General features: G+C 69.4%; 28 protein-coding genes and 1 pseudogene. 10 read left to right on the forward strand and 19 right to left on the reverse strand.

Annotated elements, in window-relative coordinates:
* Positions 1 to 295: 295 nt before the first annotated feature.
* Positions 296 to 2698 (forward strand): hypothetical protein, encoded by a 2403-nt coding sequence (locus HS041_RS27140; protein WP_196443688.1) that lies wholly within the window; start codon positions 296 to 298, stop codon positions 2696 to 2698.
* A 303-nt stretch (positions 2699 to 3001) separates the two neighbouring features.
* On the opposite strand, the pseudogene HS041_RS38690 reads toward HS041_RS27140, so the two are convergent.
* Positions 3002 to 3106 (reverse strand): annotated as a pseudogene (locus HS041_RS38690) (IS5/IS1182 family transposase); the annotation flags it as partial.
* A gap of 145 nt (positions 3107 to 3251) precedes the next feature.
* The gene (locus tag HS041_RS27145) at positions 3252 to 3950 is read right to left on the reverse strand and encodes a MarR family transcriptional regulator (protein WP_196443689.1); all 699 of its coding nucleotides are present in this window, start codon (positions 3948 to 3950) and stop codon (positions 3252 to 3254) included.
* 228 nt (positions 3951 to 4178) lie between these two features.
* On the opposite strand from HS041_RS27145, the gene HS041_RS27150 reads away from it, so the two are divergent.
* Positions 4179 to 5153, forward strand: a complete 975-nt coding sequence (locus HS041_RS27150) for a hypothetical protein (protein ID WP_196443690.1) — start codon at positions 4179 to 4181, stop codon at positions 5151 to 5153.
* A gap of 466 nt (positions 5154 to 5619) precedes the next feature.
* Positions 5620 to 5901 carry a hypothetical protein gene (locus HS041_RS27155; protein ID WP_196443691.1) on the forward strand — a complete coding sequence of 94 codons (282 nt, stop codon included), beginning with the start codon at positions 5620 to 5622 and terminating at the stop codon, positions 5899 to 5901.
* Between the two features lie 266 nt (positions 5902 to 6167).
* Here the strand turns inward: HS041_RS27155 and HS041_RS27160 are convergent, their stop codons facing one another.
* On the reverse strand, positions 6168 to 6482 hold the full coding sequence (locus tag HS041_RS27160) for a PadR family transcriptional regulator (RefSeq protein ID WP_196443692.1): 315 nt from the start codon (positions 6480 to 6482) through the stop codon (positions 6168 to 6170).
* Between the two features lie 218 nt (positions 6483 to 6700).
* Between HS041_RS27160 and HS041_RS27165 the strand changes: the two genes are divergently transcribed.
* The 3 genes from HS041_RS27165 to HS041_RS27175 all read left to right on the forward strand — a co-directional run bounded on the left by HS041_RS27165 (position 6701) and on the right by HS041_RS27175 (position 8618).
* Complete coding sequence (locus HS041_RS27165) at positions 6701 to 7174, forward strand: hypothetical protein (protein WP_196443693.1); 474 nt, start codon at positions 6701 to 6703, stop codon at positions 7172 to 7174.
* A gap of 11 nt (positions 7175 to 7185) precedes the next feature.
* On the forward strand, positions 7186 to 7656 hold the full coding sequence (locus HS041_RS27170) for a GNAT family N-acetyltransferase (RefSeq protein ID WP_196443694.1): 471 nt from the start codon (positions 7186 to 7188) through the stop codon (positions 7654 to 7656).
* A 158-nt stretch (positions 7657 to 7814) separates the two neighbouring features.
* Positions 7815 to 8618 (forward strand): MerR family DNA-binding transcriptional regulator, encoded by an 804-nt coding sequence (locus HS041_RS27175; protein ID WP_196443695.1) that lies wholly within the window; start codon positions 7815 to 7817, stop codon positions 8616 to 8618.
* A gap of 93 nt (positions 8619 to 8711) precedes the next feature.
* Here the strand turns inward: HS041_RS27175 and HS041_RS27180 are convergent, their stop codons facing one another.
* From HS041_RS27180 to HS041_RS27190, 3 genes are read right to left on the reverse strand one after another with little or no spacing between them, the layout of a single operon-like run.
* A complete protein-coding gene (locus tag HS041_RS27180; RefSeq protein WP_196443696.1) occupies positions 8712 to 10052 on the reverse strand; it encodes a DUF4132 domain-containing protein in 1341 nt (446 codons plus the stop codon).
* Positions 10031 to 10312 (reverse strand): hypothetical protein, encoded by a 282-nt coding sequence (locus HS041_RS27185; protein ID WP_196443697.1) that lies wholly within the window; start codon positions 10310 to 10312, stop codon positions 10031 to 10033. The genes HS041_RS27180 and HS041_RS27185 overlap by 22 nt, the downstream gene beginning before the upstream one ends.
* 7 nt (positions 10313 to 10319) lie before the next feature.
* Positions 10320 to 10712, reverse strand: coding sequence for a hypothetical protein (locus tag HS041_RS27190; protein ID WP_196443698.1), 393 nt, complete (start codon positions 10710 to 10712; stop codon positions 10320 to 10322).
* Positions 10713 to 10977: 265 nt separating this feature from the next.
* Between HS041_RS27190 and HS041_RS27195 the strand changes: the two genes are divergently transcribed.
* Complete coding sequence (locus HS041_RS27195) at positions 10978 to 11751, forward strand: hypothetical protein (protein WP_196443699.1); 774 nt, start codon at positions 10978 to 10980, stop codon at positions 11749 to 11751.
* Positions 11752 to 11946: 195 nt separating this feature from the next.
* Here the strand turns inward: HS041_RS27195 and HS041_RS27200 are convergent, their stop codons facing one another.
* The 3 genes from HS041_RS27200 to HS041_RS27210 all read right to left on the reverse strand — a co-directional run bounded on the left by HS041_RS27200 (position 11947) and on the right by HS041_RS27210 (position 15022).
* The gene (locus tag HS041_RS27200) at positions 11947 to 13047 is read right to left on the reverse strand and encodes a serine/threonine protein phosphatase (RefSeq protein ID WP_230879816.1); all 1101 of its coding nucleotides are present in this window, start codon (positions 13045 to 13047) and stop codon (positions 11947 to 11949) included.
* Between the two features lie 233 nt (positions 13048 to 13280).
* Positions 13281 to 14372, reverse strand: coding sequence for a HAMP domain-containing sensor histidine kinase (locus HS041_RS27205; protein WP_196443700.1), 1092 nt, complete (start codon positions 14370 to 14372; stop codon positions 13281 to 13283).
* On the reverse strand, positions 14369 to 15022 hold the full coding sequence (locus HS041_RS27210) for a response regulator transcription factor (protein ID WP_196443701.1): 654 nt from the start codon (positions 15020 to 15022) through the stop codon (positions 14369 to 14371). The genes HS041_RS27205 and HS041_RS27210 overlap by 4 nt, the downstream gene beginning before the upstream one ends.
* Positions 15023 to 15110: 88 nt before the next feature.
* Between HS041_RS27210 and HS041_RS27215 the strand changes: the two genes are divergently transcribed.
* Positions 15111 to 16445, forward strand: a complete 1335-nt coding sequence (locus tag HS041_RS27215; protein WP_196443702.1) for a S41 family peptidase — start codon at positions 15111 to 15113, stop codon at positions 16443 to 16445.
* 564 nt (positions 16446 to 17009) lie between these two features.
* On the opposite strand, the gene HS041_RS27220 is transcribed toward HS041_RS27215, so the two are convergent.
* Both HS041_RS27220 and HS041_RS27225 read right to left on the reverse strand, forming a co-directional pair.
* Positions 17010 to 18011, reverse strand: a complete 1002-nt coding sequence (locus HS041_RS27220) for a threonine synthase (RefSeq protein ID WP_196443703.1) — start codon at positions 18009 to 18011, stop codon at positions 17010 to 17012.
* A gap of 513 nt (positions 18012 to 18524) precedes the next feature.
* Positions 18525 to 19127 (reverse strand): class I SAM-dependent methyltransferase, encoded by a 603-nt coding sequence (locus HS041_RS27225; RefSeq protein ID WP_196443704.1) that lies wholly within the window; start codon positions 19125 to 19127, stop codon positions 18525 to 18527.
* A gap of 149 nt (positions 19128 to 19276) precedes the next feature.
* Here HS041_RS27225 and HS041_RS27230 point away from each other — a divergent pair, with 149 nt between their 5' ends.
* Positions 19277 to 19537: a hypothetical protein gene (locus HS041_RS27230; protein WP_196443705.1), complete on the forward strand. Its 261-nt coding sequence runs from the start codon at positions 19277 to 19279 to the stop codon at positions 19535 to 19537.
* On the opposite strand, the gene HS041_RS27235 is transcribed toward HS041_RS27230, so the two are convergent.
* From HS041_RS27235 to HS041_RS27245, 3 genes are read right to left on the reverse strand one after another with little or no spacing between them, the layout of a single operon-like run.
* The gene (locus HS041_RS27235) at positions 19530 to 20798 is read right to left on the reverse strand and encodes an RNA polymerase sigma factor (protein ID WP_307845489.1); all 1269 of its coding nucleotides are present in this window, start codon (positions 20796 to 20798) and stop codon (positions 19530 to 19532) included. The genes HS041_RS27230 and HS041_RS27235 overlap by 8 nt on opposite strands.
* Positions 20799 to 20800: 2 nt before the next feature.
* A complete protein-coding gene (locus HS041_RS27240; RefSeq protein WP_196443707.1) occupies positions 20801 to 21145 on the reverse strand; it encodes a YciI family protein in 345 nt (114 codons plus the stop codon).
* A 6-nt stretch (positions 21146 to 21151) separates the two neighbouring features.
* The gene (locus HS041_RS27245; RefSeq protein WP_196443708.1) at positions 21152 to 21493 is read right to left on the reverse strand and encodes a YciI family protein; all 342 of its coding nucleotides are present in this window, start codon (positions 21491 to 21493) and stop codon (positions 21152 to 21154) included.
* Between the two features lie 316 nt (positions 21494 to 21809).
* Between HS041_RS27245 and HS041_RS27250 the strand changes: the two genes are divergently transcribed.
* Entirely contained in the window at positions 21810 to 22376 is a 567-nt protein-coding gene (locus HS041_RS27250; RefSeq protein ID WP_196443709.1) for an NUDIX hydrolase, read from the forward strand.
* Here HS041_RS27250 and HS041_RS27255 read toward each other — a convergent pair.
* The 5 genes from HS041_RS27255 to HS041_RS27275 all read right to left on the reverse strand — a co-directional run bounded on the left by HS041_RS27255 (position 22368) and on the right by HS041_RS27275 (position 26317).
* Complete coding sequence (locus tag HS041_RS27255) at positions 22368 to 23684, reverse strand: GAF domain-containing sensor histidine kinase (RefSeq protein ID WP_196443710.1); 1317 nt, start codon at positions 23682 to 23684, stop codon at positions 22368 to 22370. The genes HS041_RS27250 and HS041_RS27255 overlap by 9 nt on opposite strands.
* A complete protein-coding gene (locus HS041_RS27260; protein WP_196443711.1) occupies positions 23671 to 23943 on the reverse strand; it encodes a response regulator in 273 nt (90 codons plus the stop codon). Before HS041_RS27260 ends, HS041_RS27255 begins: the two co-directional genes overlap by 14 nt.
* 197 nt (positions 23944 to 24140) lie before the next feature.
* On the reverse strand, positions 24141 to 24944 hold the full coding sequence (locus tag HS041_RS27265; RefSeq protein ID WP_196443712.1) for a sensor histidine kinase: 804 nt from the start codon (positions 24942 to 24944) through the stop codon (positions 24141 to 24143).
* A 232-nt stretch (positions 24945 to 25176) separates the two neighbouring features.
* Positions 25177 to 25635, reverse strand: coding sequence for an SRPBCC family protein (locus HS041_RS27270; protein WP_196443713.1), 459 nt, complete (start codon positions 25633 to 25635; stop codon positions 25177 to 25179).
* Between the two features lie 118 nt (positions 25636 to 25753).
* Positions 25754 to 26317, reverse strand: coding sequence for a hypothetical protein (locus tag HS041_RS27275; RefSeq protein WP_196443714.1), 564 nt, complete (start codon positions 26315 to 26317; stop codon positions 25754 to 25756).
* Positions 26318 to 26428: the final 111 nt, after the last annotated feature.

Here is a 26428-nt window from a genome sequence, read left to right on the forward strand (position 1 = left end):
CCCGCCGGTGACGACGCCGGCCTGCTTACTGCTGGGCACGAATGGTCCGTTCCCGTGCCCGCCCGGTGGCCGGTAGTCCTCTCAAGCTAGTCGGATACGCCATAGACGGTCGCTGGCGTCGGAATTCGACATGTTTCCGGGAGCCAGTCGGTCCTTGAGAATTAGGAAGCAGATGTTAAAGCTCAGAAGCCTTTTATCCGTCCTCACACTCCTCTTGGCCGCCGGGTCCACCTGGCTGATCAACCCCACGGCGGCCAGAGCCGACTGGGCCCACGACAAGTGCTCCTATATCACCATGCGGGAGAAGGTGATCGGCGACAGCCCTTACATCAAGCTCGCCGGGACGGAGAAGTACCGGGTGGGCAACAACGATGAGGAGGTGACCGAGACCCTGACCTTCACGAAAGGAGTCCAAGCGACGGCGGGGTGGCAGTACAAGGGTTCGGCGGAGCTCTCGTTCGGGAAAGTCCTCGAACTCGGCGGCGAGGCCGGCTACCAGGACATGGAGACCCTGAATGACACCTTCACCCGTACTGTCACGGTCAAGACCGCGAAGGGACAGTTCAAGCTCGCTCAGCAGTATGCGCTGATGCAGGTGAGGAACGTCTACCGCCAGTGGGTCACTCCATCGGGATACCTGTGCGGAAACACCCTGATAGGAACGGCCGCGTTCCCGGACAGCGCCGGAGTCTGCGTGTGGGAAGAGGGCAAGGACCCGCATGGCGTGTGCAGGCACTGGCAGTTCACCTACGGCGGTGGCGGCGGACCGGCGCCCGGCGGGACCACGCCTCCCCAGTCCCCGGCTCCTCAGCCCGTGACCTCCGTCCACGGCCTGGCCGACGGCACAGTGCTGGCCACCACTGACACCAAGCGCATCTACAAGATGGTCGGCGGAGCGCCCGTCTGGCAGGCGACCTGCGCGGATGACATCTGCCAGCCGCAGTCGCGGCCCACGACCCAAGCAGTGATCAATGCCGGACCCGCCACGCCGCGCAACGGCTCCACAGCCGTGGACCAGCGGGGCCGGATCTACCTGTTCGTCGGTGGAGCGCCGCTGTGGCAGGACACCTGCGCCGCACCCGTGACCTGCGGCAGCCCGGTGAAGGTGTCGGACTGGTCGATCGACGCCCGTGAGCACATGAACCAGCGTCCCGCCGACGGCCACCTCGTTCAGGCCAAGGCCGGGAGCGTCGATCTTCCCGTAGCGGTGACGGTGGGCGGCGCGCTCGTCCCGTTCGCCAATCCGCAGGAGGTCATCGACTCCGGCTACGGCACCGACTGGGCCTCCCGGGTGGTCGCGATCAGTTCCCACAGCTACCAGTTGCTGGGCTTCGACCCCGCCAACAACACCTTGATCCAGGGCGCGTCCGGAGGGGTGTCCACCCCGGTGGCGATGGTCGTGGGCGGTGCGATCATCCCGTTCGCCAGCGAGCAGGAAGTGATCGACGTCGGCTACGGTGCGAACTGGCGGAGTCTGGTCCGCGGCGTCCCGGCCCGGGTGTTCAACGCCCGCTCGCGCATCCCGGCTGACATGACCCTGGTGCAGGGCACCGGAGGCGGGGCCTCCAGTCCCGTCGCCCAGGTCGTCGGCGGCGCCCGGATCAATTTCGCCAATCCGCAGGAGGTCATCGACGCCGGCTACGGCACCGACTGGGGTTCCAAGGTCAGGGCCATCCCCCTCAGGGCGTTCAACGAGATGCGTGCCGACATCCCCGACGACGGCACCTTGGTGCAGGGGCCGGGAACCGCGGTGGCGCGTATCGTCGGCGGCGCGCGGGTGGAATTCGCCAATCCGCAGGAGGTCATCGACTCCGGCCACGGCCACGACTGGGGCCGCCTCGTGCGGGCCATTCCGGCACGCGCGTTCAAGGCGCTGCCGACGAAAATTGCCGACGGGACACGGCTCAGGAAGGCGGGCTCGTCCAGCCAGGGCGGAATCATCGGGGGTGCGAAGGTCCCGTTCCACAGCATGGCCGAACTGGAAGCCGTCGGATACGGCCCCAGACCGATGCAGACGGTGCCGGCCCGGGTCTGGGACGCCCTAACGACGCAGATCGGTGATGGCACGCGGATCAAGGACGCTGATTCCCCCAGTCAGGCTGCGATCGTGGGTGGTGCGAAGATTCCGTTCATCAGCATGGATGAGCTCACGCAGGCGGGCTACGCCGACAAGCCCATGCAGGTGGTGCCGGGCCGGGTCTGGGACGCCCTAACGACGCAGATCGGTGATGGCACGCGGATCAAGGACGCTGATTCCCCCAGTCAGGCTGCGATCGTGGGTGGTGCGAAGATTCCGTTCATCAGCATGGATGAGCTCACGCAGGCGGGCTACGCCGACAAGCCCATGCAGGTGGTGCCGGGCCGGGTCTGGGACGCCCTAACGACGCAGATCGCCGACGGCACGCGCATCGCGAAGGCCGGCGCCACGTCCGAGGCGGCGATCGTGGGCAGGGCCCGGATCGACTTCCACACCATGACCGAGCTGCAGGCGGCCGGTTACGGCGGCAAGCTCCGGCAGGTCATCCCGGCCCGTGTGTGGGACGGCCTGACAACCGACATCGCCGACGGCACTTACGTCAAGTCGCCCGACTCGGTTGCGGTGTGGCTGGTCAACGGCGGGCGCAGAACGCCGGCGAGCCAGGCCGGCGGGGTGCAGGTGATTCCCGCCCGCGCCTTGGACGCGATCCCCCTGGCCTGACGCCAGCCGCAGGAAGCGCCCGGCCTCCTCGGGCTCCATGGAGGCCGGGCGCATCACGTCGTCACCCGAGCCGGGAGCGCCGACGGTGAACCACGGATATCCGGCGACACCTCGCGAATACGGCAACCCGACGATCGGACAATCCCCCTGCACATCACGGACAGAGATCAAACACCCTCCTGCAGCCCGTTTCGCAATGAAGGCCACACGTCAGGAGATGGTTGGCGGCCAGTCCGGACCAGGTGAGCAGGCTGGACTGGAGTACGCAGTCAGGCTCACGTCCAGACCGGAGCCGTGCGGGGCGCCGCGGCGGACGATGACCGGCGTGATCCCACGTCTCCGCAGATGGCGGTGGCTGGGGCAGTCGTAGCCGCGGTCGGCGTGCAGGCGGGGCCGGCCGTGCACCCCGCGCATGGGCAGGCCCCCTCGGGGGCGGGCCAAGGACGTGGCGAAGGTGCAATCCGCAGCTCAGAGACCATGTCGATGGCCGGGGTGCGGTGGCTGCATGACTGTGCGCGATGGTCCTGCATGAGCGGACGGCAGGGTCGGCTGCTCAAACTCGGCCGGCTGTTCGTTTGGCGGCGTGGGCTTGGCGCCACTGCTCGGCCGCTTGCAGCATGGCGTGGCCGACGTGGTCGAAGAAGTCGCCGATGTCCCGCAGCCGGATCCCGGCGGGTGAGACAGCTCCGAGGGTGTCGGCTGCATGGCGGGCGAAGTCGGCCATCAGGGTGTTCTGGCGGGCGCTGGCCGCCCACCCGCGGAAGAGGGCATCGGCGTCAATGACGTAGCGGTCGCGCCGCCGGCGCGGATCGCGTTCGCGGCGGATCAGCTCCTGCTGTTCGAGTTCGCCGATGGCCTTGGAGATGGAGGCGGGACTGACCTGCAGGTGCCGGGTGAGTTCGGCCGCGGTGAGGCTGCCGCTGTCGGTGAGGTAGAGGCTGGCGAGCACGCGGGCGGTCATGCGTGACAACCCGGTGTTGATCATGATTGCGGTGAACTGCTCCTCCAGGCCGCTGACCGCTTTGGGGTCGTGTTCCGCAGAGGTCGGCGGACGCCTGCGGGCGCGGGCCCGGGTGGCCTGGTCGGCCTGGTCGGCCTGGTAGCCGTCGGGACCTCCGTTGCGGGCCACTTCCCGCGTGATGGTGGACAGCGGCCGGTGCAGGCGGGCGGCGATCTCGGTGTAGGTAAGCCCTTCGGTCAGCCCGTCGGCGATCTGCCGGCGGTCTTGGTGGGTCAGCCTGCCTCCGGGCATGGGCGGCGCCTTCCTGGTCATAGGGGCACGGACAGGGGAAGTCTTGCATTCGCGTCCATCTCATTGCAAGTCAACGCCTTGCATTCGCTGACATAGTCATTGCAATTATCCAGATTACTTCTGGAAAACCCCTGCTTTTGGCGTTGACGATATTGTGAATGCAAGCTAGCTTTTCGTGAGTCGTAAATGTAGGGCGTCGCGCTATCCGACGCCCGCGATTGGAGCCCCATGAAGTCCTGGCACCGCCCGCTGCTGCTCTGCGCGGCCCTCATGTCCGTTCTGGTGCTCGTCTGCGGCATCGGACTGGTGATCGACGGCCGGACCCTGCTGGGTGAGCCGGTGTGGGTCAAACCATTGAAGTTCGGCTTCGCCTTCGCTCTCTACGCTGCGACGCTGGCCTGGCTGCTGCCCAAGCTGACCAGAGGCAGGCGGCTGGGCTGGTGGGTCGGCACGGTCTTCGCGGTCACCGCGACCGTCGAGGTCGGGGCCATCGCCATCCAGGCGGCCCGCGGCACCATCAGCCACTTCAACGCCGACCAGAGCGACCCCGTCACCCTGGCATTGGTCCCGATCCTCACCTACGGCGTGATGATCATCCTGATCACACAGCTGATCATCGCGATCGTGGTACTGCTCCAGCACACCGCAGGGCCCGCGCTCATCCGCGCGATCCGCGCCGGGCTGGGACTGGTCATCGTGGGCATGCTCATCCCGGTCTACTGGATGGCCACCGACATCAACCCCCGCACCGTCATCGACGCCAACGGTCACCGGATCCCCATGTACCAGGGTCACGGCATCGGTGACCCCGACGGCCACGGCATGCCCCTCACCAACTGGAGTGTCACCGGCGGTGACTTCCGCGTTCCGCACTTCTTTGCCCTGCACGGCATCCAGGCGCTGCTCATCATCACCGCGGTCCTGGCCGCCCTGGCCGGCCGGCACGCCTGGCTGCGTGACGAGCGGGTGCGCGCCCGCCTGGTAGGCAGCACCGCGCTCGGCTACAGCGGCCTGGTCGCGGTGGTGACCTGGCAGGCCGGACGCGGCCAATCCCTGATCCACCCCGACGCGGCCACTCTCGTCGCCTTCGCCGCCGTGGGGCTCATCACCGCGCTCGCCACCACCTGGACGATCTTCGCGGCCAGGCGGGCCACCAGACGGGCTGTCGCCGAGGTGGCGCCCCGCCAGCCGGTCACCCTCTGAACGCCCTTCATGACCCCTGAAGGGAATGTGACGTGATCGCATCGATGTCCGCCACGGCAGGACTGCTCATCGCCGGGGCCCTGGTCGCCATGATCACTTCTTTGCCGGTGGCATTCCGATCGGGCGCTTGCCGGGCGAGGACCGCTGCGCCCTGTCCTGCCGGGGCGCTGGAGGTGATCCATCTCGCGCGGTGGCGTTCCTGCGGGGGCAGGATTGAAATTCTCGAGGCCCGAGCTTCGAGGAACCCGGTTCGGCTCAGGCGTTCACACACCCCTTACAGGGGTTGAACAGGGGAAACTCCGTCTAAGCCGGTCGAAAGCGGGTAGAGTTTTTTGTGTCCGGCGGATCTGCACTACCGCCGAGACCGGCGACTTTTTGTCCGCCGGACTGCCGCGGCTCTGCGTCCCGGCCGAACAGAACCGAACCCCTTGGGTGTGGTCGGCGCTGTTCGGACGGAGGGCCAGAGGTGACAGGACAGCGTGGGGCAGGGGCGCGAGCTGCCGGGTGGCGTACGTTCCGCACTGCCATCAAGGCGGGTGCCTTCTCCTGGGCTCTTGCGACGCATCCGGTCGCCACAGGGCTCGTCCTCGCCGCGGTGCTGGTCATCGTGGTCGTGGTGGTGCGCATGATGCTCTCCCCGGATGCGGAGCGCCGAGAATGCGGCTATCGGATGGCCCGCCTTGCCCTGGACCGGCCCGAGCACCCCGCGCCCAGGCCCGCGGACCCCGATCCGCCGGCCGAAGCCTGAGTGCGGTGAGCCCGGCTGGCCGGAAACGACCGGACTCACCGTCGCCCGGCCCGGAACGCCCGCAGGCCGATCGCATCGGCGAGAATCGCGCCCTCAAGGCGTGGGCCGCGATGGCGGAGATCGAGTGGCGGGTCTGCTGCACGATCCGTGCGTGGCCCGATCGGTCGCCGTAGGCGGTGGCTTATCCGCGAGGCGGACGTGGCCGTCCACCGGCTGCCGGATTCCCGTTCCACGCCCCGCGGGGCGGGTTCACGGTGGAGGACCGGTCAGGCGTGACCGAGCCCTCCCCGGGCGAAGCCGTCGATGCCCAGGACGGCGCCGATCGCGTTGACGCGGCTTCGCCATTCGCGTATCCGCTGGCTGCACTCCGCGCGGCCGGCGGCGGTGATGCGATACACCTTCCGCGCCGGGCCGGCGTCGAGCGTCTGCCACTCACTGGTCACCAGCCCGTCGTGCTCCAGCGAGCGCAGCACCGGATAGAGCGTGCCTTCACCAAGCCGCAGCACGTCACCGCTGTCGCGCTCCACCGACCGTACGATCGCATACCCGTGGCTGGGCTCGCGCACCAGCACGTGCAGCACGAGCGTACGCACCTCATCACGTCCCAGGGCTTTTCCCATCGGCTCGGCCTCGCTTCCTGCCCGGCAACTGAGACTCTCTCAAGGTACATCAATTCTTGATGTATCCCAGGGGTGGAGGGGAAGCCGGAGGCGTTCGGGCGTCCTCTGGCGATACCTCAAAAGTGTATGTATGTTAGATCTTGTGGCACTAGACCACGCGATGACGAAGGAGGACGGCCGTGACCGACCACAACCGCAGGGATCCCGCAATCGAAGAGTTCCTGGCATCGGTGGGGACAAAGCTGAAGCGAATGCCGCCGGCTCGCAGGGCTGAAGAACTGGACGAGCTCGGCCAGCACCTCGACCTGCTCGTGGCGGGATATCGGGCGCAGGGCCGGGACCAGCGGTCCGCGGTCACCGCGGCGATCGAGCGCTTCGGCCATGCTGAGCACATCGGCCGGCAGCTGTGGTCGGCCTCGCGTCGATCGAGCCGGCGCACGCCGTTGTACTACCTGGCCTTCTGGCTGGGCTACGGCGCCATCGTGCTCATCGCCAACCTGGCGCTTCTCGCTGTGATCGACGCGCCGCCGGCCCTTTCCGGGCAGCTGGGTGACCACCTTCGCACCGCCTGGATCCCCGCCGTGGTCCTGCCCGCCGTATTCGTACTGCATGACCTGTGGCGTCACCGGAACACCGCGAAGACCGGATCCTGAGGCGGGTTCCGTTGGCTGACATCGAGATGCGGGCTGAAGCGGTCGACGGCCCGACTGCCCAGGCGCTGCTGGACGACTACGAGCGAGAACTCCGCGCCCGCTGGGACGGTCCCCTCCTGCACGACCCGCATGCCGACACCTCCGATATGGGCGCGGGCCTGACTCCGCCGGACGGCCTGTTCCTCATCGCGCGCGTCGGTGGCGCTCCAGCCGGTTGCGTCGGTCTGCGCACCCTGACACCGGGCACGGGCGAAATCAAGAGGATGTTCGTCCGCCCGCCCTTCCGCGGCCGGGGCCTCGGCCGCCGGCTCCTGGCCAGCGTCGAGGAAAACGCCCGCGGTCTGGGCCTCACCTGCCTGCGCCTGGACACCATGGCCCAACTCGTCGAGGCTCTGGCCCTCTACACCAGCACCGGCTACCAAAAGATCGCCCCGTACACCGCCAATCCCTACGTCCGGCACTGGCTGGAGAAGGCACTCTGACCGATCCCGTCCGGGAGACGATCATCTGCCCCCCGGGAAGCGGTCAACCGGCCCTCAGCGGGTCAGGGCAGGGCGCCCTTGAGCGCGACGGTGAGCGGCCGGTACTCGGGTCACGGCGAGGTTGAACCTGCCCTTGGGGGAGGTTCCATCCTGGATGCATGATGAGCATCGGTGAGTTCGCGGCATTGACGGGTCTGAGTGTGAAGGCCCTGCGTTTGTACGACGAGCAGGGTCTGCTCTCACCGGCGTCGGTCGACCCGTGGTCGCGGCACCGCCGCTACAGCGCCGCGCAGTTCGACCAGGCGCTGCGGTTGAAAGTCGCCCGTTGCGCCGACCTGCCGCTGGCCGAAGCGCCCGGGCTGCTCTCCGACACCGAGAGCGCCGCCGCGGTGCTGGCGGAGCACCGCAGCGTGCTGGCCGCCGAGCGGAAACGTCAGGACGCCGCACTCGACATGCTCGACAGGCTGCTGGCCGGGCCGGTGGAGTGGCAGACAGAGGTACGGCAGACGCAGGCGCAGCACTGGGTGGGAGCGGCCCTTACGGAGACCGGCGACGCGGAGGCCGACACCGACCGGGCCAACGCGCTCTTCGGTGAGCTCTGGAACCGCCTGTCGGAGGCGGGCAACCCGCCGGTCGGCCCCTTCTGGAGCACGTTCCGGGCCGTGCCCGGCAGCGAGACCGAGATCCAGGTGCTGTGCTGCTGGCCGGTCGCGAAGCTGCCTCCGGCCGACTGGGACGTGGAGTCGGGCACCGTCGAACCGGGCGTGGAGCTCGTGGTCCGCTCGAATTTCGAGCAGGACGCCCCCATCGTCGACGGCGCCGCGCATCCGGCCGTGCTGGCGCTCCTCACCGCTGCCGAGGTCAGGAGCGCCGAGGTGTCACTCGCCCAGGTGCGGCAGATAGGCATGTTCGAACAAGACCGTGTGGTCGGCGTAGAAGTGGCCGTCCCGTTGACGGGTTGACCCGGCTGGAGCCTCAGCAGACCGCGACCGGCTCGGGCAGCGCGCGCCGACGGGCCACGTCGTGCGCGGCGTTCGCACGGGTCCGGCCGTACCTCATCCGGTGAGCTGGCGGGTGATGGACGGGCCGGTGATGGCGGCGTCGCCGGCGAGCAGGAACGCCTTGGACAGGATGACCGAGAGCATTCCGCCGTCTTCTTCGAAGGGCAGGAAGACGGAGCCGGGGTCGCGGTCGCGGCCGGGGACGATGCACAGGTAGGCGTCGTTGGGCTCCATGAGGATGTTGCCCGACCCCAGGTGGATTTTGTAGGTGCGCAGGTCGCCGCGGACGAGCAGGAACCGGTCCGCCAGAGCGCAGCGGTCCGTGATGGTCAGCCGGGGCAGCAGCCGGGTCAGGGCGTCGCGCCGGGTGCGGGCGGTCTCGGTGAGCTCGCCGAACCCGTAGGAGTGCCAGTAGTCCTCGTGCCCGCCCACCGCCTGCGCCTCCAGGCCGACCGAGGCGACGCCCACGACGTGCATACCCCAGCGGGCCTGCCAGCCGGACAGCTCCTTGACCGCCTCGTCCTGGTCGCCGTCGCACTCGTAGTCCCAGTGGCCGATCGACAGATCGGTCCAGCCCCGCTGGTTCAGCAGGGCCTTGACCTGGCCGTAGCGCAGGGTGTGCCCGGCGAACCGGTTGGAGAAGGTACCGGTCGTCTCCTCGGCCGGGGTCAGCAGGTAGACCTCGCGGAAGGCCTGCTTGTACGGCTGGCGGATCCCGTGCTCCAGCAGGTGGTCGCGCCAGACCCGCACGTCGTCGGCGCTCTCACGGATCGGGTGCCACAGCAGGACCGGGGTGTCGGGGTTCGGCTGGATGCGGCGGCCCTGCGGATCGGTGAGCTCCCAGCCGTCGCCGGTCCGAACAGGGATCCAGGCCGGGCCCTGAAGGATCTGCCAGATCAGGGTGCGGGCGTACGGGCCGGTGAGCGGGTGGTCGAGGAAGAACTCGATCACCTGGTGCCAGCGCCACATCCGCTCCTCGACCAGCGCTCGTTCCAGCCGGAACCGCTCGGCCGGCAGCGCCTGCTTGAGCTCCTTGAGGGTGGTCTTGAGCTCGGCCAGCGCCGGATCCTTGCGGACGGCCTGCGGGGCCGTCTTGACGGTCTTGCCGGCGGCGTTGACGAACCGCAGCGCGGGTCCGTCGGCGCACAGCCGTACCAGGCAGTCGCCGATCTTCTCCTCCCGCACCCCGTCCGGGCCGAGGCCGAAGGCGGGCACGGTGCGATCCAGCAGCTGCTCGCGGGCCAGCCCCGCTTCCTCCGCCACCGCGTCCAAGGTGCGCGCCACGTTGTTCAGCACGGTCTTCTTGCGAACCTTGACCTGGAGACGGGCCAGCGGTGCGACCGTCTCCAGACCGCCGCGGCGGGCCAGGACGTTCACGGCGGCGTTGGCGAGCATCTCGCTGCGGCACCATGCCGCGCACGGGTACGGCGGTGCGCTCGTGCAGGAAGACGGTCGTCATCGTCTCCGCCCTCCAGCCCCACGTTGAGCCGGAGCTGTGCCCAGCGGCCGATCATCCGCAGGTCGTCCTCCTGCCCGGCGATCTCCCTGTCTGCGGCGAAGGCCTCATCGAAGCGGGTGAAGGCGTCACGGACCGACTGGTCGAGGTCACCCAGGGCGTAGCCGTGCGAGGGCGGGAAGTCAGCGAGGACACCCATGCCAGCCTCAGCCTCCGACCAGGGGGACGAGTTTGATGAACGACACCACCGGGTCGGTGATCAGGTCGATCCTGGTGTCCAGGTCCTCGATCTGGCGGTCGCCGACGAGCAGCAGGAAGCCGTTGCGGGCGAACGCGGCCTCGGCCGCGTCGGCCTGCTTCTCCCAGTCGAGCCTGCGCGCGGTTCGCATCCGGTAGCCGTTCAGCTCGGCCTCGGCGTCGGTGGGCTTGACCAAGCCGCGGAAGTGGTGAGAGGGGGCGGCGTTGTACCGGGCGACCTCCTCCCGGACGCGCAGCCGTACCAGTTCCCGGGCCGAGACGCTCTCCGGCAGATCCGGCAGGGCGAACTCGGCCAGTGGTTTCCCGGTTGCCGTCTCGTCCCGAAAGGTGACCGTTGCCATTTCATCGCCTCACAAGTCTCCGATGTCGCAATGGAAGCCAGGAATATCACCGAAGGCCGACAGAACCTGGTGCGCGAGATTGGGCAGGCGCCAGCATCCTCATGCGTCCGATCACGCGCATGATCACTTCTCGGCCGTGGGGCGGGATTCCCCGGCATGATTGTGAGGTCGGCGACCTGCGGGAAAGGTGCGGGGGATACCGCTGCCGATGCCGCGCTGCCCGGACGGCGGTCGGCACCGCGACCACGTCTCTGAGGTGAATCCCATGAACCTGCTTCCACGATGGCCGGGGCTCCGGGCCGCAGGCGGCGTCGTGCGGCGGAGATGGAGGTGGCTGCTCGCCGGGTCCGGCGTGCTGCTGACCGCCGTGGTCGCCGGAGTGGTGCTGGCCTTCCCGTCTGTCGCCGCCACGGCCTGTCCGGGCTGTTACGGGCTGGAGGGACTGGGGCCGGGAGTCTACGTCGAACCGGGTCTGTCGGCCGATCAGCGCCGCCGGGTGACCGAGGCCGTGGCGGCGGGGGAGCGGCGCGTCCGTGATTTCTATGGTGGGCGTACGAGCTCGCCGCGTGTTCTCGTCTGCGTGACGGAGCGCTGTTACCGCCGGATCGGCGGAGGCCGGGAGCGGGGTGTCGCCATTCTCAACCGGGCGGTGATGCTCTCGCCGCGCGGCATCGATCCGGTGATCGTCTCTCACGAGTTGTCGCACGTCGAGCTCCGCGAGCGGCTCGGATCCGCGGGGGATCGGGTTCCGCAGTGGTTCAACGAAGGACTGGCCGTCGTGGTCTCCGACGACCCGCGTTATCTCCTGCCGAGGACGGCTCCGGACCGGTGCCGGGTCGGCCCGGAGGGAACTCCCCCCTCGACCTCGGCGGAGTGGCTGCGCACGGCCGGTGCGGACGAGCAGGTCTACGCCAGGTCGGCGTGCCGGGTGCACCGGTGGCTCGCCGCGAACGGCGGGCGGGCCGCAGTGACAGACCTGGTGGAGCGTATGGCCGCAGGGGAGCGGTTCGCGCTGATCGTGAAGGAGGCTGCGGAGTGAGGGTGCGGGCGCGGCTCCTCCCGACGTCCTTCGGGCCGGCCGCGGAGCCATTCGCGTCCGGTCTCGTCGAATCTGGAAGTCCATCGCGCTCCCCGACCCGGGGTGCTGCGACGACCGCCAGAAGGGCGGTGAGGATGCCGGGTCTTGATGTGCAGCACGTCGGCTCGGTGTCCGTACTGCCGGGTCTGGCGGGGATCAGCGCATTGCGCTCACGGCGCGTTCGATCTTCTCGTCCGGATACGGCGTTGTCCTGCTGGTGCCGTACACGTCCCAGTAGAAGTCGTTCATGGCCGCCGCGACGGGTGCGTACCGGCGGATCACCGCGGCGACAGCCGGCGGGGCGCCGGCGGGGTCCGCGCCGTTCGCGCACGCGCGGATGTATTCGTTGCGTTGCACCGGTCCGCCGTTCTGCGGCGCCTTCACCCCGCAGACATTGGTGACGAGCCAGTTGACCAGCCGCATCAGCGCGTAACCGTGGTCGTGGGTCCGGTTGCGCTCCAGGAATTCGATCTCCTGCTTGGACAGGTCGAACCGAGGGGAGGTCGCCAGTCCGAGGTCGGCGATGTACAGGCGTTCACCATCGGTGAGGATGTTGCCGAAGTGGCCGTCGAAGTGCATCAGCTCCTGGCCGTTCATGAAGGCCACGTCGGTGAGCAGGCACGACTCGACCATGGCGCTTGCCGCTATCGCAGCGTCCTGGCCGACGGTGAGCTGAGCGGAGAGCCAGTCGTCGAGGTTGTAGGGGATGAACTCCTGAAAAAGCACGATGCTGGCCGAGGCACGGGCGAGGGCGTGGAGACGATCCCGTACCGCTGGTGATCCATCCCAGTACTGCACGACCGCCTCGATGTCGGCGTGCTCATCGGTGGGTGGCGGCGCTCCCGGCAGCACCCGCCAGTGATACAGCAGCGGAAAGGCCGCACTGCGCCCGGCCAGGACCCAGTTGGTCGTCATGACGTTGGCCGCGAGTTCACGCCATGCACCGAAGCCCGGCCCGGCGACCTCGACGAGTCCGTACTGGCAGAACGGAGGCACCCCGAACAGGTTCGCGGTGGACATCACGTTGCCCGCGCGGCGCTCCAGATCGGTCAGCGGGATCCGCTTGGCGAAGACCGGCACGCCATCGACGGCTATCAGCGCCGAGGTCCCGCCGATCCCCGAGCCCAGATTCTGCGCCTGCTCCAGCGACTCACCGAGCTGCCGGTCGCTGTGCAACGCCAACGCGCTCGCGACATCGCTGTATCTGCTGACACGCTCACTTCGAGACATGTCCAACCGTGCGTCTTGCAGTTCCAATGGGCAGGCACCCCTCTGATCAACTTCGTGTGTTAGACGCTACACCCGTCGGGGACGGGCCGTCCCGGGTCCATTCCGCGGCGATGGCCTCGTCGACGGCGGCGCGGGCGGCGGACTCATCCAGCCTTTCGGGTTCCCTCGGGCCGCCCCTGCCTCGCCCCGGACGTCAGCCTGGCGCGTCATATATCAGCCGACGCCTCCGCCGGGGTTCGTCCGTGGCAGGCATCGCATCCTCACATCCCCGCACCCCCACATCCCGTGAAAACCACGACGAGCTCCAGCCCGCCCCCCGGGTTGGGGCTCGCCCGCACGTTGGCCCCGTGCGCCTTCGCGATCGACGCGACGATCGACAACCCGAGCCCGGCGCCCTGCCCACGGGTCGTGTGCAGTCGCCGGAAGGGCTCGAAGAGCTCGCCGAAACGTTCCTGGGGCACATGCGGGCCGGTGTTGCGGACCGTCAGGACGCCACGGGAGAGCGTTACCTCAACGGTTCCGCCGGGATGGTTGTAGCGGACCGCGTTGTCGAGGAGGTTGGTGACGAGCCGGTTCAGCAGGACAGGGTCCCCGTCGACGACGAACGGCTCGGCCTGCGCCGTCACGGTGACGCCGTCCGAACCTCCTTCCGCCAGGACGAGCCGCACCACCTGGTCCAGAGCCACCGGACTCGTGTCGTCCAGGCCGTGTTCGGCCTGGGCCAGGACCAGCAGGGCGTCGATGAGGTTCTCCGCACGGTGGTTGTGGAGCAGGAGCGTGTCGCGGATCTCGCCGACGTCCTCGGGGAGGCCGATCTCGATCGCCGCCCGCTGGACGGCCAGCGGGGTCCGCAGCTCGTGGGACGCGTTCGCGATGAACCGCCGTTGCCCCGCGACGGAGCGTTCGAGCCGGTCGAGCATCGCGTCGAAGGTGTCGGCCAGTTCCTTCAGCTCGTCCTTCGGGCCGGTGAGCGCGATCCGTTCGTGCAGGGTCGACAGGGACAGCCGCTGCGCGGTGGCGGTGATCCGGTGGATGGGCCGCAGGATCCGTCCGGCGACCAGCCATCCGACGAGCAACGAGACCAGCGTCAGGATTCCGACCGTCAGCGCGGTCACCTCCCACTGGTAGCCGATCACGTCGTCCACCAGCTCGGGCAGCCGCGGCCGTGGCGGCTGTGGCGGCAGCCGGCCGGCCTGCGTCGGCGCCGGCGGTTCCTCGAGCCGCGGGAGCCGCGCGAGCCGCGCGTCCAGCGCCTGGCGCAGCAGGAGGTTGACCGTGACCAGCAGGACGACCGAGGTCAGCAGGAACAGCCCGGAGTAGATCAGCGTGAGCCGTACACGGATCGTCGTCACAGAAGGTATCCCGCACCGGGAATCGTCTGGATGCACGGCGGGTCGCCCAGCTTGGCCCGTAGGCGGCTGACGACGACTCGCACCACCGTGGTGAACGGGTCGGTGTGCTCGTCCCATGCCTCCTCCAGCAGCCGTTCGGAGCTCACGACCGCGCCGTCCGCTCTCATCAGCACCTCGAGGACGGCGAATTCCTTGAGCGACAGGTGCAGGTGCCGGCCGTCCCGCGAGGCCTGCAGCCGGTGGGTGTCGACCACGATTCCGTGCCGCGTCAGCACCGGCGGCGCCTGCGGCCGGCTGCGCCGTCCCAGGGCCCGCACCCGTGCGACCAGCTCGGCGTAGTCGAACGGCTTGGGCAGGTAGTCGTCGGCCCCCATCCCGAGGCCCGCCACCCGCTCCGGCACCGACGCCGCCGCCGTCATCATCAGGATCCGTGTACGGCTCCCGCGCGCCGCCAGCTCACGGCAGACGAGGTCGCCGTGCATCTCGGGCAGGTCCCGATCCAGCACGAGAACGTCGTAGTCGTGCACCGCCAGCCGCTCCACCGCGGCGGCCCCGTCGTACACCACGTCGACGGCCATGGCGTGGCGGCGCAGCCCCACCGCCACGAGATCGGCCAGGTCGCGTTCGTCTTCGACCACCAGTACCCGCATGCCGATGTTCATATACGAACGGCGGTAACAGCGGCGTTAACCGTTGCGTTCACGGCCGTGCAACCCGCCTCCGGCCACGCTGGCGGCCATGATCAGAACCATGTGCGCCGCCGTCCTGGTGACGGCCTGCGCCGTGTCCGCGTCCGCCCCGACGCCCCCGCCGGTCTCCACCCCGGGCGCCGATTGTGCCGCCATCACGGCGCCACCGCCGCGATCGGCGCCGCCGACATCGGTGAACACGCTCCGGCAGGCGTACTTCTGCGTGCTGGACAACTACTACAGCGGCCCGGTCATGGATTCCAGGGCGCTGCTGAAGAGCGCCCTGGCCGCCTACACCCAGGATCTGATACGGCGCGGTGCCGACCGGGCCGACCTCCAACTGCCCGCTCTGACCGGGAACCGCGATACCGACTGGGCCGCCTTCGCGAAGGTCCTCGGCTCCGGTGACCCCGCCGCGCTGCGCGCCGCGATCACCGGCATGGTCGCCGGGCTGCACGACAACCACGCCCGCTGGGTCAGGCCGACCCCGCCGCCGGAGGGCGGGCCGATCGGGACGGGCATCGTGGGCGCGTCGGCCCAGCAGGGCCCGCAGCTCGACCCTGCGGCCCGGCCGCCGCTGTTCATCACCCGGGTCCTGCCCGGCAGCCCCGCCGCCAAGGCCGACGTCAGGCCCGGCGACATCGTGGTCAAGGTGAACGGCGTGCCGGCGTTCATCGGGGACACCGTGAACCACGGCATCCTCGACGCCTTCGCCTCCGACCCGGTACGGCTCACGCTCAAGCGCCCCACAACGGGACGGACCCGCACCGTCGAGATCCGGCAGGGTCCCATCACGCGGCAACCCCCGGCGGTGACGTCGAAGACGCTTCCCGGCGGCGCCGTCTACGTCCGGCTGCCCGGATTCTACGAAGGCGCCGCCGACCAGGTCATCGCCAGACTGCGGGACAAACCGAAGACGGTGGTCCTCGACCTGCGCGGCAACGGCGGCGGGTCGCCACGCGAGGTGACGCGGCTGCTCGGAGCGTTCGCGCACGGCAAGATCACCAGCTACTTCTGCCCGCTCAAGGGCGAGTGCGTGCCCAATCGGACCGACGACAGCGTCCCGCTGCTCGGCTCGCGCCTGATCGTCCTGGTCGACCGCGGGTGCGCCTCGGCCTGCGACGACTTCAGCGCGGCGGTCAAGGACAACGGCCTGGGCACCCTCGTCGGGACCCGCACCGCCGGGGCCGTCTCCGGCCCCGGCGAGGGATACCTCCTCGACGACGGCAGCGTCCTGCTCCTGCCCAAGGTCCGGCACCTCGGGCCCGCCCGCGAGATCATCGACACGATCGGCGTGCCGGTCGACCACTACGCCCCCATGACCGCACTCGACCTGGCCACCGGACGCGACCCGGGCGTGGCCAAGGCGCTCACGCTGCTCTGACGCGCGTGCCGGCTTGAACGGACCGGCACGCGTTCATCCCGGTAGGCGTGTGCAGGCGCGGTCGGCGGTCGAAGCCCCGGCTGTCAGACCGTCTTCACCGTGGGCCTGCCGACCGACCCATCGGCAGCCGATCCTGACGTGACCGGCACCGGAATCAATCAGGCACGCCGTCCCGGAGACGCTTCCGGGACGGCCCACGAAGACCAGCCGATGCGGTCGACAGGCGTAGAGAGGGGACCCACTGCTTCCGCGGACTGGCTGGAGTTCCCGGAGCCCTACCGCAAGGCCCTGCACGGTGAACCGCCAGGAGCCACCGGCCCCATTTGCTGCGGACTTCTCCTGCCCCGGGGAGTGCTGGATGCGGGCGTTCTGGAGCATCGCCGACCGCAGCCTGGCCATCTGACAGCGCCTACGCCGAGGCCGCCGAACGCCTCTCCACCGCCAGCGACAAACTCGGCCGCGACCCACCCGCCGTTCGCCTCGCAGGCGTGCACGCCCTCGCCGGCTTGGCCGACGACGCCCCGCCCGGGAACTCCGCCAGACCGTGATCGATATGCTGCGCGTCTACTTGAGTAGGTCGCGCACCGCGGCGGCGGCTTTGAGACCCGATCCACTGAGCACGACCACCGTCGTCTCCTGCGGCGTGATCTGTCCCTGGTCGATCAGGCGGGTGATGGCGGCGGCGGCGGTCGCGCTGGTGGGCTCCACGAACAGCCCTTGTCCGCACAACTCGCTCAGGGCGGTGACGATGTCGTGCTCGGGGATGGCGACGCTCCCGCCGCCGCTGTCACGTAGTGCCGTGAGCATCTGTGGCAGCCGCAGGGGGCGGGCGATCGCGGTTCCCTCGGCGATCGTCGGCCGCACTGCGCGGTCGACCGGCCCGTCCGCCCCGGCGGAGAAACTGGCGTCCACCGGGGAGCAGTTGAGAGGCTGTGCCGCAAACAGCCGGGGCAGGCGCGTGATCTGGCCCGCGGCGAGCAGTTCCCTGAAGCCCAGGTGGCATCCCAGCAGGCTGCTGCCCGCTCCGACCGGCACGACGACGTTGTCCGGCGCCCGGTAGCCCAGGTCCTCCCACAACTCATAAGCCAGCGTCTTGACCCCCTCCAGGAACAACGCCTGCCAGTTGTGGCCGGCGTAGAAGATCTGATCGGACTGGCGGATCGCCTCAGCCTGCGACTCCTGCCGGGGACCGGCCACCAACTGGACCTGCGCGCCGTAGGCGGCGACCTGCGCGATCTTCGCAGGCGACGTGTCCGCCGGGGCGAGGATCCGCACCGCCACCCCGCCGGCCGCGCCGTACCCGGCGACCGAGGAGCCGCCGTTGCCGGAGCTGTCCTCCAGCACCGAGGTGATGCCGTGCTGACGCAGGTAGGAAAGCATCACACTCGTCCCGCGGTCCTTGAAGCTGCCGGTGGGACTGAACCACTCCAGCTTGAACAGCGGTCGCGCGCCGCCCCACGACCGCTCCACCAGGGGAGTGCAGCCCTCGCCCAGCGAAATCGGGCGCGCGATCTCCACCGGCAGGCACGCGCGATAACGCCACAGTGAACGCTCTTCCCGTTCCACGTCCTCACGCGAGATCCCAGCCTGCGTCGTCACCATCAACGGCCGCCCCGCCTCAGAACGCCACCGAGGAACATCAAGCGGGTACACACTGCCGTCAACAGGATCGACATACCTCGCCCGGCTCATCCGACCCTCCAGCCCCAACAAAGTGTCAAGTGTCGAACGAAGTGTCTCACCTCGGTTCGCTCGACCACAGCTCGCGCATCAGGTGCAGCAGCCACAGCCCGTGGTCCACCACGGCATCCCGCCCGGCCTCACCACAGCGGCCAGGCGTTCGCGGACCTCGGCGAGCCCGGCGCTCGCCGGGCGAAGTCCCCGCGATCATCCGGCCCGGCGTCGGCGCTCCGCCCGCTGCGCTTCCCGGAGGCCCGGTACTCCCGAAGGCATCCCATGCTAAGCGTCAAGCGGCAGCGTCGGCACGGATGCCTCCGGGAGTGCTGGGCCGATACACCAGAAAAGGGCCGAGGCCGCGAGGCTGTGCGTCATGCCATCGACCTGGCCGGCCGGTCCGGCTCAGTCCTGCGGTTTGCGCCAGATGATGCTGTAGCGCGACAGGAGATGACGGCGATACTGGGAGCCGGGCAGGATCTCAGTAGCCAACGCTCGCATCTGCGGGTATGTCACCGGCGGCGGCCACACCGTGGGGGACGGATGGCTCCAGTGGCCTTTCCTGGCGCGGTGGAACGCACTGGCGGTGACGCCGATCAGGACGCGCGGCAGGTCGTTGGGCATGGTGTCGCGGGCGAGGCCGACGACGGCCAGGACGCCGCGGGGGCGCAGCAGGTCGCGCATGCGGGCCAACCCGGTGGCGGCGTCCACATGGTGCAGGGTGGCCACGGATGTGATGACGTCGAACGAGGCGGGATCGAAAGGGTGGGTGAGGAAGTCTCCGAGGACGTAGTCGACATCGTCCGGGTGTTCGCGGGCTTGGTCGATGCTGGGCGCGTCGAGGTCGATGCCGGTGACGTGCGGCACAGTCCGCCGCAGTTCGCGGGCGAGCATGCCCTCGCCGCAGCCGACGTCGAGAGCGCGCCGGGCGCCGTCAGGAATCGCACGCAGGATGTGGGGATGGTAATGGATGTTGTGGTTCCACCGCCTGCCGTTCTCCACTGTCATGTGATCATCCTGCCGGACACGACCCGGTGTCGCTGAAGCAGCCTCCACGGCTGGTGGTGGCTGACGCCGGCGGCGCTGGCCTCCCTGCCGCGGACCTTCTGGACCACGCCTCCGCCGGAAGCCGGCCAACGCTGCCGTACCTTGTGATCATGCTGGTGTGGATCACGGTGCTGGCGGGCGCATCCATCCGTTTCCCGCCGCCAGATCTCATGGACCAACGGGTCGACGTTCGTATCGGTGAGCGCCACGACGCGATCGTACGCGACCTTTCCGCCGGGCTCGCCGTCACCCCGGGCCGGTCGCCGACGTACGTGGGAAAGCCCTTCCCCGCCCTTCACGCGCAGCCCGGGGTGCTCCGGTACCAGCGCGGAAGCACGCAGGCGGCGGTGAACCTGGCTGCCATCAGGTGACCCGGTGGCCGGGCGGGCTCAGGTCCGCCCGGCGGGACAGCAGGAACGCGCGCTCCGGGTCGGTGCCGACGACCTCCAGCGCCCGGCCGTAGGCGTCCAGGGCCTCCCGCTCCCGGCCCAGGCGGCGCAGGAACTCCGCGCGGGTGGCGTGGAGCAGGTGATGGTGCCCCAGCTCCCGGTCCAGCCCCTCAAGGAGCTCCAGCCCGGCCTCGGGCCCGGACGCCTCGGCGACCGCCACGGCGCGGTTGAGCCGGACCACCGTCGATCCGGTGATCTGCTCCAGCTCGCCGTAGAGGCGGGCGATGGCGGGCCAGCCGGTGTCCTCGGCGCGTACGGCGGTCGCGTGCTCGGCGGCGATCGCGGCCTGCAGCAGGTAGGGGCCGGGGAAACGTTCTCCGCCGGAGGCTCCCTCCGGCCCCGTCCGCCCCGGGGTGCGGCCCCCGCGGCACGGGGCCGCCGCCAGCAGGGAGAGCGCCTCGAGGATCTCCTCCCGGTGCCAGCGGGAGCGGTCCTGATCGGGCAGGCGGACCAGCTCGCCCGAGGGGCCGAGCCGGGCGTCGCGCCGGGCGTGGTGGCACAACATCAGCGCCAGCAGCCCGTCCACCTCCGGATCGGCGGGCAGCAGCTCACGGAGCATCCGGCCCAGCGCGATCGCCTCGGAGGCGAGGTCCGCACGGATGAGCCGGCCTCCACCCGTCGCGGCGTACCCCTCCGTGAAGATCAGATAGACCGTCGCCAGCACCCCACTGCGACGTTCGGCCAGTTCCGGGCCCGCTGGAACGCGGTAGGGGATGCCCGCCTGGGCGATCTTCTTCTTGGCCCGGGTGATCCTGGCGGCCATGGTCGCCTCGGGAACCAGGAACATCCGGGCGATCTCCCGTGTGGTCAGGCCGCCCACGCAGCGCAGCGTGAGGGCCACCCGGGCGTCCAGCGACAGGGCGGGGTGGCAGCACGTGAAGATCAGCCGGAGCCGCTCGTCGGGGATGGCCGGGGGAGGATCCGGGTCGTCGACGATCAGCAGGGGCAGCTTCCTGACCGCGAGGGCGCCGCGCCGGAGCCGGTCCAGCGCGCGCCGGCGTGCGGTGGTGAGCAGCCAGGCAGGCGGGTTGCCCGGCTCCGGAGGCCAGGCGGCGACGGCCGCGGCGAAGGCGTCCTGCAGCGCCTCCTCGGCCAGGTCCAGGTCGCGCAGCTCGGCGGTGAGCAGGGCGAGCAGGCGCGCCCAGTGTTCCCGGTACGCCTGCTCGACCGCTGTCACGTCCACGTTCACCCTTGATACTCGACCACGGGACGGATCTCCACGATCTCCTCGGGACATGCGGTGGCGAACTCGATCGCCTCGTCCAGGTCCCGGGCCTCCACGAGGTAGAAACCGCCCAGGTGCTCGACGGTCTCGGCGTAGGGGCCGTCGGTGCGCAGCGTCCCGACAGCTCCCTTGCGCAGGGTGACGGCGGTGGAGGAGCAGTCGAGCTCCTCGCCGCCGAGGTAGGCCCCGCGCGCGGTGAGCATCTCGGTGAACCGGCCGTGGGCGGCGGAGGCCTCCTCGAGCTGTTCCTCGGTGGCGGAGGTCCAGGTCTTCTCGTCGCCGTACAGCAGCAGTGCGTATTTCACGGTCCCCTACCCCCGATCCGGAACAGGACGGATCTCCACGACATCCGACGGGCACGCCTCGGCGAACGCGACCGCCTCCTCCATGGTCGCCGCCTCGATCGTGATATATCCGCCGATCTGTTCGACCGCCTCGGCGTAGGGGCCATCGGTGACGATCACCTTCCCCCCGGCCTTCCGGACCGTGGTGGCGGTGCCGGAGGAGGCCAGCTCGTTGCCTCCCCGGCCTGCGTTCCCGGCCGCCAGCATCTCATCGAAGCGGCCCCACCGGGCGTAGACTTCCTCCCGCTCGGCCGGTCCGGCCTCCGCCCAGGGACTCTCGTCCCCGACGGCCAGCAGCACGTATCTCATGGTGTCTCCCTTCGTGTACGTACCTATATGACGTACGGACCGCGCCGGAATCGACAACGCCCGGCGGCGGATTTCAGAGACCGTACGGCGCAGCAGGAAAGGGGAGCGCGGATAACGCCGAGCCCCCGAAGAGGGCCTCAGGGGAACACCGGGCCTTCAGACCCGGCGCAGCCGCCACGGAGCGCCGGCGCGGGTCGCGCGACCGTCGTCCGGCACCACCGTCCGAAGGTGACGGAGGCGCTCGTACGGCCACCGGTGGCTCGGCCAGGAGCTGCCCGGGATACGGCTTGTTCCGGAGCCTGAGATCGTGTTGCCTGTGACCGAATTAGTGGAACGTGTTGACGGTCAGGACCGTGTGCTGGATGTCGTCGACCGAGGTGTTGCGATCCGTCGTGGCTGGCTGCACCGTGTTGCCACCACTGTCTGCCGTGATGACCTGGGAAGGTTCCTGGTGTGCCGGCGCGCCCAGGGGCTCTCCAGATTTCCCGGTTACTACGAGGTGAGCTTCGGCGGGGCCGTGCAGGTCGGGGAGTCCTACCAGGTGGCGGCCACCCGCGAAATTGCGGAGGAGCTGGGTGTTCACGCCCCGGTGCGCGAGGTGGTCAAGTTCCTGTGCCAGGGCGAGTTCGGCTCGTACTGGCTTGGGGTCCATGAAGCGGTCATCACCGGCGATGTCGTACCCGACCCCCAAGCGGTGAGCTGGGTGGACTGGCTGACGAGAACTGAGCTGGACCGAGCCGTACAGCAGCACCGATTCATCCCGGATGGGCAGGAGGCACTCCATCGGTACCTGGGAGCACGCGAGGTTTCACCTGGCAGTCCGATGGCCGGATGCGAAAACGGTAGTGAGGGGGCTTGCGAGCGGCGGGCAGGATCACGGTGAAGCAGGTGCCGCGCTCTCCGGCGGAGCCGGCAGGGTGAGATGCGCGCAGGTGCCCTGGTGCGGGGCGCTGGTCAGACGCAGGCTGCCGCCGTGCAGGGCGATGATCTTCTTGACGATGGACAGGCCGATGCCGATGCCGCCGATCGCTTGATGCTCGGCCTGCGGGGTGCGGTAGAAGTCGTCGAAGACGTGCTCGATCTCGTGCTCGGTGATGCCAATGCCGGTGTCGCAGATCTCCACCGCCGGGGCCGGGATGGCGGTGACACGCACGGTGATGCGGCCGCCGTCGGGGGTGAACTTGATGGCATTGTCGAGCAGGTGCGCCAGCGCGTGCCGCAACCGGCCCGCATCGGCCCAGGCGTTCACCTGCTCGGGAGCGTGCAGGGTCAGGGTGTGGCGCTTGCGCGCGACGGTGTCGCCGGCGGCTTCGGTCACCGAGCGCACCAGGGCGGGCAGGTCGATCGGCTCGGGGACGAAGGCGACGGTGTCGGCGCTGAGGCTGGCCATCAGCAGCAACTCATCCAGTTGCTCCAGCAGCCGGTCGGAGTTGCGCTCGATCACCGCCAGGAACCGGTGCTCGGTGGCCTCGTCCAGTTCGGCCGCATCGTCTTGGATGAGCTGCAGGTAGGAGCGGATCGAGGTCAGCGGGGTGCGTAGCTCGTGGTTGACGTTGCGCAGGAACGACTGCTTGAGCTCTTCCACTTTCGCGCGCTGCTGGGCGGTCTGTTCGACCTCGTGGGCGTAGTGGTAGCGCTCGATGAGGGCGACCACGCAAGCTGCAAGCGCCATCAGGGCGCCGCGCTGTTCGGGGGTCAGCCGGCGCGGGCGGACATCGAGCACGCACACCGTGCCCAGCACATGCCCGCGGCTGCTGATCACCGGAGCGCCGCAGTAGAAGCGCACCTGCGGCTCGTCGACCACCACCGGGTCATCGCGGAAACGCTCATCGGCCAGCGCGTCGGGGACCTCCATCAGCACCCGGCCGTAGACCGTGTGCGAGCAGAACCCGATGTGCCGGTCCAGAGCCTCCATCGGTATGCCGACCCGGCCCTTGAAATGCTGCAGACGCTCGCTGAGCATGTTGACCAGGGCGATCGGGGTAGCGCAGATCCGCGTGGCCAGCTCGGCGATCGCCGTCAGATTCGACTCCAGCGGCGCGGTGACGGCCTCCAGTCCCCGCAGCTCGGCCAGCCGCGCGTCCTCATCCTCAGGGACCGGGCTCCAGGTGCCGGCCGTCTCCTGCGGGCACGGCTCGGCGCCGCCCTCCCGGCCGGGCCGCTGCCGCGGCGGCCGCTCAGCCGCGCTCACCGGCGCCCTCCAGCAGGTGCTGGATTCGCACGGCGTCCTCCAGGCCGGGCACCACGCGCAAGACACGGCAGATCTCCGGCCCGCTCATCCCGGGCAGCATCCAGTCCGGCACCACCACGTCCGGGCGGATCCGCTGGGCGGCGGCCAGCGCCTGATCGCCATCGTCGACTGTGTGCACCTCATGGCCGACCGCCTCCAGCCGGAAGACGGTCAGAGCCTGAACGTCGAGATCGTCCTCGACGATCAACACACTGGACATGCTCTCCCCCGGTTACCCGGGCGCGGTCGCCGCCTGGCCCGTTGCCGCGGCGGTTCCCCGGGTCGCCCGGTCTCTGCTCATCGGACATCTGCCCTGATCCGAGGCCGGAAATCGTCCTGATGGAAGGCAGCGGCCGAGGTGCTCAAACCGGCGCGGCAGGAGGCCGATGGTATCTGGCGGCCCCCTGCCCGGTTCACTCACCTGATCGGCGTGGGCCTTGTGGCGGCGTGCCCATTGCCGGCGGATGTGCGCCCGGTGCGGGCGAGCGCCGTGAGCTGGCTGTTCAGCCGGGCCAGCAGCGTCAGCTCGTCGATCAGCTCAGACAGGGAGGGGCTGACGCGGTTGATCGTCTGCAGCATGTTGGCCGCCATGGCCTCATCCAGGCCCCCATCCTCAATGAGCTGCAGGTAGGCGCGCAGCGAGACCAGCGGGAGGCGTAGGTCGCCGGTGATGCGGTGCAGCAGCCGGCTTTCCTGACTGGTGATTTTCTGGAACTGCTCCAGTGCCTCGGCCTGATGCTGGGCTTGGAGCAGGGCGGCGGCATTGGCAGCCAAGATCTCCAGCGCCCGGCGTTGCGGCGGCACGAGCCGGCGCGGGCTGTGGTCCATCACGCACACCGTGCCCAGCGCATGGTTGGTGGCGCTGACGACCGGAGCACCGGCGTAAAACCGCGCGTGCGGCTGTCCGGTTACCACCGGGTCATCGCGGAAACGCTCATCGGCCGCCGCGTCGGGGACCTCCACCACCTCCCGGACGCAGATGACGTAGGGGCAAAATGCCATCTGGCGGTTCATGCCGGTTGCGGAGGTGCCGACGCGGCCCTTGAAGTACTGCCGGTTCTCGCCGATCAGGTTGACCAGGGCGATCGGGGCCTGGCAGGTCTGGGCGGCCAGCTCGGCGAGGGCGGAGAAGTCCGGCTGAGGGAAGGTCTCCAGAGCACCCAGGGCGTGCAGCTCAGCCAGCCGTGCGATCTCATCGCTCGGCCACGGGACGGTTGCCATGATGATTCCCCCTCATTCCCTGGCGGTGATCCGGTGGAATCCAGGGGGAGATCTATCGGGCGGGCCAGGTTTTATCCTTCTTCCACCCTAGCGGCTGGTAGGTGTGCGCCAGGGGGCGGACGGGGAGATCGATTGTCAGCGTTTGTGATCCCGCAGAGGCTCAGCGACCGTACGCACCTCCTCTCCAGGATGCGATGCGGCGCTGGTCGGCCTGATCGGACAACGGTCGCCGTCATAGTCCGGAAGGGCTTCCTCTCAGTAGCACCTCCAGGTTCTGCAGTTGCTGTGCGTAGATCCGGTGGATGCGAGCGGGAGCGAAAATACGCTCAGCGATGCCGGCGACGCCGTCGGCGCTGTCCCAGACGATCTGGACGGCGACGTGCGCCTGGCCACCATCCTGCGGAACGGCCCAGGTAACCATCATGCTGGAGTTGGTGTCTCGCTCGATCACAGTGGCGTCGTCCGGTCGGGTCACCGACATCAGGCAGTCGTAAACACGCCACCTGCCGACGGCGATCTTCCAGCGCACGAGCGTCCCCTCGCCCTGACCGCCCTTGAGGACCTCGTACGCGGAGAAGTGCTCGGTGAGGATACGCCGGCGCGAGCCGGTGTAGTCGCCGATGATCTCCAGCATCCTGGGGTCCGCGGGAACGGGCATGGCCATCGCGGCACCCGCCGTGAGCGAAGCCATGAGGCCCATCCTCTCACCCGGCAAGCCCGGAGAGACTGACCGCGATCAGACGGAGTCACCACGCGGAATCCGCCCGCAGCGCGGAGAGGTGGCGCGGCCCACCGGCAGCGGCGCCGGCTCAGGCTGGGACGGCCGGAACGATCAGTTCCTCGCCGATGAGCTCGTTCAGCCGGCGCGCCTCCTCCTCGCTGAGGAGCATCAGCACCGACGCCTGGCCGTTGTCCATGGCGTGGAAACACCGGCCGTCGGCCTCCAGCTCCTGCATGAGGTAGGAGACGATCTGCGGGTCGGCCCAGTCGTCGACGACGTCGACGCTCCAGTGCCGCCGCCGGCCGCCTGCGGTGTACTCGATCCACGCCTGGCCGGTCGCGAGGTCGACGTGGTCGCGCACATCGGTCAGCGCGTCGGGACGGCCCGCGATCCGGCAAAGCTGCCGGGCGATCTCCACGTAGGCGCCGGGGCCCTCGACGCACTCGGTGTCGAAGTTCCACACGCGGTCACAGAACCGGCGCCCCCACGGCTCGGCCTCGACCTCGATGCCCAGGACGAACAGCAGCAAGGTGAAGGGCTCACCCTCATACGATTCGCGGGGAAACGAGTGCAGCAGCTCCTGCACGGTTCTGCCGGGAGCCAGGGCGATGCCGATCCGCGCCAGCGCCGCCAGCTGATCCTCCAGCGTCATGACGGTGATGCTACCGAGGTGAATCCCCAACGGCAGACCCGCCGACGGGCGGACCGGTTTCGACGGAGAAGCCGCCGTCTAACGAGCTTGAAGGCGTGGTGTCACGAAGGG

This window comes from Planomonospora sp. ID67723, assembly GCF_015711605.1.
GTDB lineage: Bacteria > Actinomycetota > Actinomycetes > Streptosporangiales > Streptosporangiaceae > Planomonospora_A.